This window comes from Streptomyces adustus, from assembly GCF_009377175.1.
Classification (GTDB): Bacteria; Actinomycetota; Actinomycetes; order Streptomycetales; family Streptomycetaceae; genus Streptomyces; species Streptomyces adustus.
This window is the reverse complement of the sequence record NZ_VJZD01000290.1, coordinates 1-11364: the sequence shown is the minus strand read 5'-3', so window position 1 is coordinate 11364 and position 11364 is coordinate 1. Positions and strand designations below refer to the sequence as shown.

Sequence of the window (11364 nt, the reverse complement as noted above, 5' to 3'; positions counted from 1 at the left end):
GGCGCGGGCTCGGTGGAGTCGGTGGAGTCGGTCGAGTCGGGCATGAGCGCGAGCGTAATCACGCACAGGATTGATGGGTCTCGGTCAAGACCGGAATTGGTTGCGGATTGATCACGCCTGGGGGACGGATGGGTGGGACGTGTGACGTAGTCCGCCCGAATGTGCAGGCGCGGTGGGCGGCGCCCGATCAGACAGACGGGAAGATCGGACGCCGCGTGCTGGTGAACGTAGTTGGACGCCAACAAAATCGTCAACAATAACCCCGGATTCAGCGCGGACGCACAGCTTCCATGTGTGCGGGCTTCCTGGCGGACGCTCGGAGTTTCCGGCGGCCTGCGGGGCGCCCGGGAAGTCGTGGGCCGCGGGCATCTTGCGAAAGTGCCGCCCGTCCGCTGAACTGACGTACCGTCAGATGTGATGGGCGGGGTCGGCGGGAGAGTGGGTCCGGGGACATGGACACGATCTGGCTCGACGGGGCGGAATGGCTGGCGGTGCTGCGGGTCGGGCTCGGCCTGTGGTGGCTGGAGAGCTGGCGGCACAAGGACCGCAAGGACTGGTTCGCGAACGGCACCGGCATCGCGTGGGCGGCGGACGTCGCGGCGCGGCACCGCTGGAGCGCGGTCCGCTCCGGCTTCGAGACCGTGGTCGCGGCCAGGCCGCGCACGATGGCGTACGTCGTCGTCTACGCGGAACTCGCCCTCGGACTGGGCCTGATCACGGGCTTCCTGACCCCCGTCGCCCTGGTCGGCGGGCTGGTGCTCAACGCCCTCTACTTCGTCCTGATGATCCACGACTGGGCCGAGCAGGGACAGAACTCGATGATGGGGCTCATCTCGGTGGTGGCCCTGTTCGGGATGTCGTGGCAGACCTGGTCGCTGGACGACGCGCTCGGCTGGTTCCGGTGAGCGGCGGCCCGCGGTACGACCTTCCCGAACCCGACGGCTTCACCCGCGTCTACTGGGACGCGGCGGCGGACGGGCGCCTGCTGATCCGCCGCTGCGGGGCCTGCGGACGGGCGCACCACTATCCCCGCGAGTTCTGCCCGCACTGCTGGAGCGAGGACGTGGCCTGGCAGGAGGCGAGCGGCCGCGCCACGCTCTACACCTGGTCCGTGGTCCACCGCAACGACCTGCCGCCCTTCGGGCAGCGCACCCCGTACGTCGCCGCCGTCGTCGACCTCGCCGAGGGGCCGCGGATGATGACCGAGGTGGTGGAGTGCGGGCCCGACGGACTGCGGGCGGGGGCGGAACTGGAGGTCGCCTTCCGCGACGGGGTCCCGGTGTTCCGGCCGGGACGGCGGTGACCGCCGCGGCCGCACCGACCGTGACCTCTGCGGCCGTGATCGCCGCGGGCCGGGGGCCGACAGGGGCGTAAAGAGGCTGCCGATCCCCGGTGCACCGGCTTCAATGGCCCGATGGCCCCCACGAGCGACAGATCCAACGGCTCCCTCTTCCCCGAGCTGCACGGCCACGGGCTGCGGCTGAGCCACTGGCGCGCGGACCGGGACGCCGACGTCGAGGCCTGGCTGCGCGGGCTGTCCGACCGGGAGTTCCGGCGCTGGAACACCCCGCTCAGGCTCGTCGCGGACCTCGACAGCGCCCGCGCCTCGCTGCGGGCCAAGCAGGACGCCGCGGCCGACGGGACCAGCGCGTCGTTCCGGGTCACGGACGCGGCGGACGGTACGACGCTGGGACACGTCGGCGTCAACGCGATCGACCTCGTCTTCCGCACCGGCCGGGTCGGCTACTGGGTCCTGCCGGAGGCCCGCGGCCGGGGCGTCGCCACCCGGGCCCTGGCCGTCGCCGCCCGCTGGGCCCACGGCGACCTCGGCCTGCACCGGCTGGAACTCGACCACGCCCTCGACCACGACGCCTCCTGCCGGGTCGCCGAGCGCTGCGGCTTCCGCTACGAGGGCACTCTGCGCGGCGCCATGTTCGAGGCGGGCCGCCACGACGCGTTCCGCGACAGCCATTTGCACGCCCGCCTGGCGACGGACCCGGAACCGCACCTGCCCTGACCGGCGTACGGCGGCCTCACGGCCAGAGCAGCTCCTTGGCCCAACCGGCACCCGCGCCCGTACCCGCGCCCGCGTCGGCGCTCTCCCGCCGGTACCTCAGCCGCACGTGCCGGCGTCGCTCGTCGCCCTGGAAGAACTCCACCTCCGTCGGCCGGAGTCGGTAGAGCGTCCAGCTCCCGACCGCGGTGTCCGGTGCCCGCCGGGCCAGCTCCCAGGCGTCCTCGGAGGCCCGGCGCAGCTCCTCCACCGAGCCGAGGACGTCGCTCTGCCGTCCGGTCAGCGCCGCGGCCAGCGCCCCGGTGGAACGGGCGTGCAGGTCGGCCCGCGCCTCCCCGGGCGGGGCGACGGCGACCGGGCCGCGTACCCGCACCTGGCGGCCCTGGACCGGCCAGTAGAAGCCCAGGGCGGCGTACGGACGGGCGGCGAGCTGGCGGCCCTTGCGGCTGCTCGCGTGGGTCGCGAAGGCCCAGCCGTCCGCGTCGGCGCCGTGCAGCATCACGGTCCGTACGTCCGGCAGGCCCTCCTCGTCCGAGGTCGCCAGCGACATGGTGTGCGGCTCGGTCTGCCCGGCCGCCACCACCTCGGCGAACCAGGCCGTGAACAGCGCGAGGGGGTCGCCGGGCGCGGCCTCCGGGTCGAAGGGCGGCAGCCCGGTAGCCGCCGGGTCCCACACCCGCAGCGACCTGAGCAGCTCGTGAAGATCCGTTGCCATGCCCCGAGTATCACGCAGCCGCCCGCCACCACCGCGACCGTCCGGCTCAGTCCCGCCCCAGCACCACCGTCCCCGAGGAGCAGAACCAGCCCCCCGTGCCGGAGGCGACCGCCAGACGGGGCAGTTCGCCGTCCGGCCGCCGCACCTGCCGTGCCCCGGCCTCGCCGCGCAGCTGCCGTACGGCCTCCACCAGCAGGAACAGTCCCCGCATCCCGGGATGCTGGGCGGAGAGGCCGCCCCCGTCCGTGTTCACGGGCAGTTCCCCGCCCGCCACCTTCAGCCGTCCCTTCTCCACGAACGCCCCGCCCTCGCCCTTGGCGCAGAAGCCGAGGTCCTCCAGGGTCACCAGCGTCATGTAGGTGAAGGCGTCGTAGATCTCCGCGAAGTCCATCTCGTCGGGCCCGACCCCCGCCCGCTCGAACGCGAGCCGTCCGCTCACCGCGGCCGGGGACACCGTGAAGTCGGGCCACTGCGACATGGCGGCGTGGGAGACGTGCTCCCCGGTGCCCAGGACCCACACCGGGGCCGTACGGCAGTCCCGTACGTACTCCTCGGCGACCAGCAGCACCGCCGCCCCGCCGTCGGAGCGCGGACAGCAGTGCAGCTTGGTGAACGGGTCGGCGACCATCGGGCCGGACAGGACGTCGTCGACGGTGATCGGGTCGCGGAACATGGCCTCCGGGTTCAGCGCGGCGTTCGCCCGCGCCTGGACCGCGACCTGCGCCAACTGCTCGATGGTCGTGCCGTGTTCGAGCATGTGGCGGCGGGCGGCCATGGCGTACTTGGCGATCAGGGTGTGGCCGTAGGGCGCCTCGAACTGGAGCGGGCCGCGGGCGCCGAAGGAGAGGTCGCCGGTGCGCCGGCCGGCTTTGACGTCCGCGCGGGCGGTCGAGCCGTAGACGAGCAGGACGGCGTTGGCGTGGCCCGCGGCGATCGCGTCCGCCGCGTGGGCCGCCATGACCTCCCAGGTGGAGCCGCCCACGGCGGTGGAGTCGACCCAGGTGGGGCGCAGTCCCAGGTATTCGGCGACCTCCACGGGCGCGAGGACGCCGGTGCCCGCCGAGGCGAAGCCGTCGACGAGCGAGCGGTCCAGTCCGGCGTCGGCGAGGGCGCGGCGGGCCGCCTGGGCGTGCAGGGTGTACGCGGTCGCGTCGTCCACGCGGCCGCAGCGGGAGAGCGCCGCGCCGACGACGGCGGCCCTTCGGTTTCCTGGCAGCGACATGAATCTGACGGTATATCAGATCCTGTGGCGGCGGCAGGCGTCGAGGCCCTGTGCATCCGCGGGCGTCCGCCCTAACATGACGAGCCGTCAGATCGGGAGAGGGTGGGTGGCCCCCATGGACGCCGGCTTCACCGCAGAACAGGACGACATCCGCCGCACCCTTCGTGAGCTGCTGCGCAAGCGCTGCGGACCGGGGGAGGTGCGGGCCGCCGCCGACGGCCCCGCCGGTCACGACCCCGGCCTCTGGGAGGCCCTCGCCGCCCGGCTCGGCCTGCCCGGTCTCGCCCTGCCGGAACGGTACGGCGGCGCCGGCTGCCCGGCCACCGATCTCGCGCTCGCCTGCGAGGAGGCCGGGCGCTTCCTGGCGCCGACCCCGCTGCTGGCCACCGCCGCCCTCGCCGCCCCCCTCCTGCTCGCCCTCGGCACCGAGGACCAGCGCGCCGGGCTGCTGCCCCGGATCGCGGCCGGCGAGCTGACCGCCGCCCTCGCCGTGCCGGGCGCCGCCCTCGCCACCGCGCTCGCCCTGACCGGCCCGAACGGCGGCGACTGGGCGGGCGGCGGCCGGGCCGGCGGGGTGCAGGCCCGGCACGCCGACGGCCGGTGGCGGCTGTACGGGGAGGTCGACCAGGTCCTCGACGGGCACAGCGCCGGGCTCCTCGTCGTCGCCGCGCACACCGGTGGCTTCGCCCGCTCGCGCACGCTGCTGTTCCTCGTGCCCGGCGACGCGGCCGGGCTGGTGCGGGTGCGGCAGACCACGCTGGACGCCACCAGACCGCAGGGTCGCCTCCAACTGCGCGAGGTCGAGGCCGAGTTGCTGGGGGAGGAGCGGCAGCGGCCGGAGCCGGGGGATCAGGGCGGCGTGCTGCCGGTGCTCGCCGCCGTCGGTGACACCGCCGCGGCCGTGCTGGCCTGCGAAGCCGTCGGGGCCGCCGACCGGGTGCTGGAGCGCACCGTGGAGCACGTCGGACGCCGTGAGCAGTTCGGGCGGCCGATCGGCTCCTTCCAGGCGGTCAAGCACCGGCTGGCCGACGTGTACGTCCAGGTGCAGGCGGCGCGCTCGGCCGCGTACTACGCCGCGTGGGCGACCGCGCGGGGCGAGCGGGTCGGCGGGCTCGCCCTCGCGCAGGCCCTCCAGGCGCTGCGGACGGCCGCCGCCGAGGCCGTGCAGCTGCACGGTGGCATCGGTTTCACCTGGGAGCACGAGGCCCATCTGTACTTCAAGCGGGCCACGGGCGACGAGCTGCTGTTCGGCCCGGTGCACCGGCTGCGCGAGCACGCGGCCCGGACGGCAAGGCTCTTCGAGCGACGGGAGGTGACGGTGTGACCGCCCTCGGTGTGCGACTGGTGCGGCGGGTGTCCGCCACCCGCGGCTTCGCGAGGGTCGCCCCGCACGTCATCCCCGGCCTGGACCGCGCGGTGCACCGGCTGACCAGGGGAAAGGTGCTGCTCAGCGCGCAGATGCTGCCGGGTCTGGTGCTGACCTCGACCGGGGCGCGCAGCGGGCTGCCCCGGCACACCCCGCTGGCGTGCGTGCCGCAGGAGGACGGTCGCGGCTGGCTCCTGGTCGGCTCCAACTTCGGCCGCGACGACCATCCCGCCTGGACCCACAACCTGCTCGCGCACCCGGAGGCGTCCGTGAGCGTCGGGGGCGAGGACATCCCGGTCACGGCGCGGCTGCTGGCAGGGGAGGAGCGGGCGGCGGCCTGGGCGGATGCGCTGGTGTTCTGGCCGCCGTACGCGGCCTACCAGGCGCGGGTGGAGCGGGAGATACGGCTCTTCGGAATCGTGCGCAGATAGTGCGGCAGGCGGCGGTCCACCCGGGTGGGCCGCCGCCTGCCTGACAGGACTCGGTACCTGGAAAGAGGGTCTCGGCTATTTCGTCGGCTTCTTGCCGGTCACGCCCAGGTGCACCAACAGCGCCAGATTGGGCTTGAGTTCGGCCTGCTTGACGCCCCAGGACGTGAAGCCCTTCTGATGGGAGGCGACCGCCGCGAGCATCGCGACCAGCGAACCGGCGACCGCGGCCGGATTGACGTCCTTGTCGACCTTGCCCTTGGACTGCAACTCGGCGACCGCGTCGGAGAGGGAGTTGTTCACCGAGTTCAGGATCTTCATCCGGAGCTTGTAGAACCGTTTGTCCCCTTCGGCCGCACCGAGGTCGACGACCCTGAGGATCGCGTCGTTGCGGCGCCAGAACTCCAGGAAACCCTCGACGAGTTCCTGCGCGGTCTGCCAGCCCGCCTTGCCGACCCAGGAGCGTCCGGCGACCAGCTCGGTCAACTCGGCGCCCTCTGCGGCCATTTGCTCGGCGATCTCCAGGACGGCACCTTCCACGTCCGGGAAGTACTGATAGAAGGTGGCGGGCGAAGTGCCCGCCTTCCGGGCGACATCGATGACTTTGACGTCCCGGTAAGGGGAGGAGCTGAGCATCTCGCTGAGGCAGTCGAGCAGCTTCTGCCGGGTCGCCTGCCCACGCCGGCCGGCCACGCGGCCGTCGACGGTACGCACTTGTCCTGTCATGCCGTCAGCTTACCGAGGGGTGATCGGAGCGCGATTCGGCCGACTGCAAATGGGGTGCACGAGGGTATGGGGGCTGATGTGCTGGTCTGCGGGGTGCGTGCGGCCCAGTTACTTTGGCGGTATGGCCGAAAACTGGGCATCGGGGTACGGAGGGGGCGTCCGGGAGGGCGTTCCCTGCTGGGTGGACGCGCAGCTTCCCGACGTGGAGGCGGGCAAGCGGTTCTACGGCGAGCTCTTCGGGTGGGCGTACGAGGACGCGTACGGCACCTCGGTGTGGGCCCGCAAGGACGGCGAGCCCGTCGCCGCGCTCGCGCACAAGACGGACGGCCGGATGCCCACGGTGTGGACGGTGCACTTCTCGACCCCGGACGTGCGGGCGCTGCTGCGGCGGGTGGAGCAGGCCGGCGGGCAGGCCGTCAGGGCGCCGCTGCGGGACGGGGACCTGGGCGTCGCCGCGCTGGCCGCCGACCCCGAGGGCGCGGTCTTCGGGCTGTGGCAGCCCGGCACCTACCCGGGCTTCGGCACCCGCGGCACCCCCGGCACCTTCGCCTGGGTCCAGCTCTACGCCCGCGACACGGCCGCCGCCAACGCCTTCTACGGCGCTCTCTTCCACGAGGCCCTGTTCGGTGCCGGGGCCGAGCCCGAGTTCGGCCGGGCCGCGGTGGCCGACGTCTTCCCGGCCGAGATGCCGCCGCACTTCCTCGTCCACTTCCGGGTCGGGGACTGCGCGGCCGCCACCGGGACCGTCCAGCGGCTCGGCGGCCGGGTCCAGGCGGGACCGTTCGACGCCTCGTACGGAACCGTGGCCGTCGTCAGCGACAATCAGGGGGCGTCCTTCGCGCTGCTGGAGCGCTGAACGCCTGATGTTTGCCCTGATATCCCCCAATAGCATGGCAGACATCCCGATTGTCCCCGGGTTCGCAACCTGTGGCCGGGCCAGGAAGAATCAGGGTGCGTGCCGCCACGGCGGTGCGGTGGTGAGACGCTGCACGGGGTCGCTGCACACGTGGGTGGTGCGGCCCGTACGGGGAGGTGGCAGGGCAAGTGGTGGATCAGCTGACGCAGCACGATCCGCGGCGTATCGGGCCGTTCGAGGTGCTGGGACGGCTGGGTGCCGGCGGCATGGGGCTGGTCTATCTCGCCCGCTCGGCGTCCGGCCGGCGCGTGGCGATCAAGACGGTCCGCACCGAGCTCGCCGAGGACCAGCTCTTCCGGGTCCGCTTCACCCGCGAGGTGGAGGCGGCGCGTGCGGTCTCCGGCTTCTACACGGCCGCGGTCGTGGACGCCGATCCGCGCGCCGCGGTGCCGTGGCTGGCCACCGCGTACGTCCCCGCGCCCTCGCTCGAAGAGATAGTGAACGACTGCGGGCCGCTCCCGGCCCAGGCGGTGCGCTGGCTGGCCGCGGGCGTCGCGGAGGCGCTCCAGTCCATCCACGGCGCCGGGCTGGTCCACCGTGACCTCAAGCCCTCGAATGTCCTCGTGGTCGAGGACGGCCCCCGGGTGATCGACTTCGGCATCGCCTCCGGCGTTTCGAACACTCGTCTGACGATGACGAACGTGGCGGTCGGCACCCCCGCCTACATGTCCCCCGAGCAGGCGAAGGACTCCCGCAGCGTCACCGGCGCCAGCGACGTGTTCTCGCTGGGCTCGATGCTGGTCTTCGCCGCCACCGGACATCCGCCCTTCCACGGCGCGAACCCGGTCGAGACGGTCTTCATGCTGCTGCGCGAGGGCCCGGACCTCGAAGGGCTCCCCGACGAGCTGCGCCCGCTCATCGAGTCCTGTATGCAGATGGAGGCCACCGGCCGCCCCAACCCGGCCGACCTCCAGGCCCAGCTGGCCCCCCACCTCTTCGGCTCCGGCTCCGACGACAGCGGCACCGCGTCCGCCTGGCTGCCCGAGAAGGCGGTGGCCCTGATCGAGACCCGCCGCGGCGGCCGCCCGCCGGTGAAGCAGGCCGTCGGCGGCCCGCGCAGCGGTGGCCGCGCCCCGGTGCCGCCGCCGCCCTCGCGCGACCCGGCCGTCCCGGCGCTGCCGCCCGGCCCGGTCCCCGTGGCCGCCCCCGACAACGGCCCGGTCCGGCTGGCCGGGGCCGCGGTGCCGATCGGACCCGGACCGCGGGTCGCCGACGCCCGGGCCGCCGCGGTCAAGGCGCCCCCGCCGGAGGCCGGCCTGGTCGCGTCCTGGGCCAGACCCCGCCCCGGCGTCAACGGCGCCGACCCCGTCGTACCCGCGCCGCCCGCGCCCCCGGAGGCGGCGGCCGGCTGGCGCCCCTGGCGGTTCCGCATGTCCAACGACGTGTGGGGCACACCGGCGGTCGCCGGCGACCTGGTCTACGTGACCTCCTTCGAGGTGCACGCCCTGGACGTCGCGACCGGCAGACGCCGCTTCAAGACCCGGGACGTGGCCTGGTCGATGGCGGTCGCGGACGGCCGCGTGCACGCCTCCGACGGCCCCACCCTGTTCGCCCTGGACGCCCGCGAGGGCGGCGACCTGTGGCGGCTTTCCACGGACGCCTGGGTGTACTCCCTGAAGGCCGAGCGCGGCACGGTCGTCACCGGCACGCGCGGCGGCGGGGTGCAGGCCTGGGAGGCCTCCACCGGTCGGCGCCTGTGGGAGATCAACGGCTGCCAGAGCGACTTCGAGTCGCCGGAGGCGGGCCCCGCGCTGCACGACGGCACGGTGTACGTCTGGCAGGACGCCCGGCTGTGCGCCCTGGACGCGCGCACCGGCGAGGAACGCTGGTCGTACCCGATCGGCGACGCCGCCTCCTGCGGCGGAGTGCCGGTGCGCGTCACCCACGCCCCCGACGGCCATGTGTACCTGTGCGCGGGCACCCGGGTGCTGGCCGTCGAGGTGACCACCGGAAGGGTGCGCTGGCACTTCGAGGCCCCGGCCGCGTTCCTCTCCCCGCCCGCCTTCGTGCCCGGCCCCGCCGTCACGGGCGGCGGGGTGTACCTGGCCGACTACCTCGGCACGGTCTACGCGCTCGACGCCACCGACGGCCGCGACCGCTGGCGCATCGCCACCGAGGCCCGGTCCTCGATCGAGCCGGTCCTGGTGGCCGCGGGCCATGTCCACGTCGGCAGCGGCCGGGGCCTCTACACCCTGGACGCGGTCACCGGCACACCCAAGTGGCGCTTCCAGGCGGGCGGCGACATCGTGGGCGCCCCCACGGTGGCCGAGGGCCGTATCCACTTCGGCTCCACCGACCACCTGCTCTACACCCTGAAGGCCGACGACGGCCGGCTGCGCTGGAAGCTCGCCACGGGCGGCGAGATCACCGGCTCGCCGGTGGTGAAGGACGGCGTCGTGTACGCGTGCAGCAAGGACCGCTGCGTGTACGCGCTGGACGCGGAGAAGGGCACGGGCACGGCCCGCACGACCTGACCCGCCCCGGCGGTGACGGCGGCGGCCTCGGTGGCTTCGGCGACGACGCCGTCGGCGGCGGCTCCGGTGCTCAGCGGGTCCGGTGGGTGCGCCGCCGGGCCCGGAACAGCCCGGTCTGCCGCTCGGCCGGCAGGTTCCCGAGCGCGATCAGGTGCGGCGCCTGGGCGAACCCCTGCGCCCGCGCGGCCTCCTTGGCCGCCCACAGCGCCCGCACCGTCCCCTGCACCCCTTCCGTCGGGAACCCGGCGATGACGCCCGCGCAGCGCACGGCCGCGGCCAACGCCTGCCCCGGCGGCGTGAGTTCGCTGACCAGCCCGATCTCGTACGCCCGCCGCGCCCCGATCCGCTCCGCGTTCCCCATCAGCGCCATCCGGGCGACCTCCCCGTACGGCATCCGCTGGGCCATGAGGACGGACTCGTAGGCGCTGACCATGCCGTACGTGGTGTGCGGGTCGAAGAAGGCGGCGGTCGTGTCGGCGACCACGAACTCGCTCTCCCCGAGCAGGTAGAAGGCCCCGCCGCAGGCCATCCCGCGCACCGCGGCGACGACCGGCTTCCACAGGTCGTTGGCCTTCGGCCCGATCCGCAGCAGTGGATCGTCCTGCATGTACGGCGACCCGGGCTGCGGCACGACCGCGTCCCGGTCAAGCCCCGTGCAGAACGCCCGCTCCCCGGCGCCGGTGAGCACGATCGCCCGTACGGTGTCGTCGTACCGGAACTCCTGCCACACGGCGGCGAGCGCGGCGGCCATGTCGAGGTCGACGGCGTTCAGCCGGTCGGGCCGGTCGAGGGTGACGACGGCGACACCGGTGTCCTTGTCCGCGCCGACCCGCACCCCGCTCACGGCCGCTCCAGGACCCACTGCGGGAGCCCGTCGTCGCGGAAGACGACCTGCACCCGCGCCCCGATGCGGACCCGGTCGGCGGGCACGGAGTCCAGCGCCGCGCCCGCCCCGCCGACCAGGTTGCCGACCAGCCGGATCCGGGGCGCGTCGGCCAGCTCGACGAGGACGACGTTGTACGGCGCCTGCTCGGCGTAGCCGGGCAGCAGCGGCGGATGGGCGACGACGTAGGACCAGATCCGCCCGCGCCCGTCCGTCCGCCGCCACTCGCTCGCGAAGGAGCGGCAGTGCGGGCAGCAGGGCCGGGGCGGGAAACGCACCTCGCCGCAGTCGGCGCAGGCCTGGACGCGGAGCTCGCCGCGGCCGGCGTACTCCCAGAACGGGGCGCCGTCGGGATCGATGACGGGAGAGAGCATGTCGGTCAACTCCTCAGCAGCAGCGCGGACGTGGGGACTCCCTCGCCGGCCGTGACCAGGCAGGTGGAGGCGCCGGGCACCTGGGCGGTGCTGGTTCCGCGCAGCTGCTTCACGCCCTCGGTGATGAGGTTGAAGCCGTGGACGTACCTCGCCGACGTCACGGTGAACAAGCCGCACGGCGAACGGCCCGTGCTGATCGACCCGGTCACCAAGCTGGCGCCGCCGTCCGCCGCCGAGCCGCCCGCG

Annotated in this window: 12 protein-coding genes and 1 pseudogene; 7 read left to right on the top strand and 6 right to left on the bottom strand. The window is 74.0% G+C overall.

The genetic code is table 11. The features are described from left to right. Window positions 1–452 precede the first annotated feature (452 nt). The 3 genes from FNH09_RS40285 to FNH09_RS40275 all read left to right on the top strand — a co-directional run bounded on the left by FNH09_RS40285 (window position 453) and on the right by FNH09_RS40275 (window position 2017). Window positions 453–905, top strand: coding sequence for a DoxX family protein (locus FNH09_RS40285; protein ID WP_152894824.1), 453 nt, complete (start codon window positions 453–455; stop codon window positions 903–905). Beyond that, window positions 902–1303 (top strand): OB-fold domain-containing protein, encoded by a 402-nt coding sequence (locus FNH09_RS40280; RefSeq protein ID WP_162469819.1) that lies wholly within the window; start codon window positions 902–904, stop codon window positions 1301–1303. The genes FNH09_RS40285 and FNH09_RS40280 overlap by 4 nt, the downstream gene beginning before the upstream one ends. Before the next feature lie 111 nt (window positions 1304–1414). Then, on the top strand, window positions 1415–2017 hold the full coding sequence (locus tag FNH09_RS40275; RefSeq protein WP_152894823.1) for a GNAT family N-acetyltransferase: 603 nt from the start codon (window positions 1415–1417) through the stop codon (window positions 2015–2017). A 16-nt stretch (window positions 2018–2033) separates the two neighbouring features. Here FNH09_RS40275 and FNH09_RS40270 read toward each other — a convergent pair whose 3' ends face one another. Both FNH09_RS40270 and FNH09_RS40265 read right to left on the bottom strand, forming a co-directional pair. Then, window positions 2034–2729 (bottom strand): pyridoxine/pyridoxamine 5'-phosphate oxidase, encoded by a 696-nt coding sequence (locus FNH09_RS40270; RefSeq protein ID WP_152894822.1) that lies wholly within the window; start codon window positions 2727–2729, stop codon window positions 2034–2036. 46 nt (window positions 2730–2775) lie between these two features. After that, window positions 2776–3951, bottom strand: a complete 1176-nt coding sequence (locus tag FNH09_RS40265; protein ID WP_152894821.1) for a thiolase C-terminal domain-containing protein — start codon at window positions 3949–3951, stop codon at window positions 2776–2778. Between the two features lie 115 nt (window positions 3952–4066). Here FNH09_RS40265 and FNH09_RS40260 point away from each other — a divergent pair, with 115 nt between their 5' ends. After that, window positions 4067–5275 carry an acyl-CoA dehydrogenase family protein gene (locus FNH09_RS40260; RefSeq protein WP_152894827.1) on the top strand — a complete coding sequence of 403 codons (1209 nt, stop codon included), beginning with the start codon at window positions 4067–4069 and terminating at the stop codon, window positions 5273–5275. Continuing rightward, a complete protein-coding gene (locus FNH09_RS40255) occupies window positions 5272–5748 on the top strand; it encodes a nitroreductase family deazaflavin-dependent oxidoreductase (protein WP_162469818.1) in 477 nt (158 codons plus the stop codon). Before FNH09_RS40260 ends, FNH09_RS40255 begins: the two co-directional genes overlap by 4 nt. Before the next feature lie 75 nt (window positions 5749–5823). On the opposite strand, the gene FNH09_RS40250 is transcribed toward FNH09_RS40255, so the two are convergent. Beyond that, a complete protein-coding gene (locus FNH09_RS40250; RefSeq protein ID WP_152894820.1) occupies window positions 5824–6471 on the bottom strand; it encodes a TetR family transcriptional regulator in 648 nt (215 codons plus the stop codon). A 121-nt stretch (window positions 6472–6592) separates the two neighbouring features. On the opposite strand from FNH09_RS40250, the gene kbpA reads away from it, so the two are divergent. Both kbpA and FNH09_RS40240 read left to right on the top strand, forming a co-directional pair. Next, entirely contained in the window at window positions 6593–7327 is a 735-nt protein-coding gene (gene kbpA / locus FNH09_RS40245; RefSeq protein ID WP_152894819.1) for an AfsK-binding protein KbpA, read from the top strand. A gap of 188 nt (window positions 7328–7515) precedes the next feature. Beyond that, window positions 7516–9861: an outer membrane protein assembly factor BamB family protein gene (locus FNH09_RS40240; protein ID WP_162469817.1), complete on the top strand. Its 2346-nt coding sequence runs from the start codon at window positions 7516–7518 to the stop codon at window positions 9859–9861. A 70-nt stretch (window positions 9862–9931) separates the two neighbouring features. Here the strand turns inward: FNH09_RS40240 and FNH09_RS40235 are convergent, their stop codons facing one another. The 3 genes and pseudogenes from FNH09_RS40235 to FNH09_RS49230 form a co-directional block, all read right to left on the bottom strand. Further along, the gene (locus FNH09_RS40235; RefSeq protein WP_338017833.1) at window positions 9932–10705 is read right to left on the bottom strand and encodes an enoyl-CoA hydratase/isomerase family protein; all 774 of its coding nucleotides are present in this window, start codon (window positions 10703–10705) and stop codon (window positions 9932–9934) included. Then, window positions 10702–11118 carry a Zn-ribbon domain-containing OB-fold protein gene (locus tag FNH09_RS40230; RefSeq protein ID WP_152894818.1) on the bottom strand — a complete coding sequence of 139 codons (417 nt, stop codon included), beginning with the start codon at window positions 11116–11118 and terminating at the stop codon, window positions 10702–10704. Before FNH09_RS40230 ends, FNH09_RS40235 begins: the two co-directional genes overlap by 4 nt. A 5-nt stretch (window positions 11119–11123) precedes the next feature. Continuing rightward, window positions 11124–11364 (bottom strand): annotated as a pseudogene (locus FNH09_RS49230) (lipid-transfer protein); the annotation flags it as partial.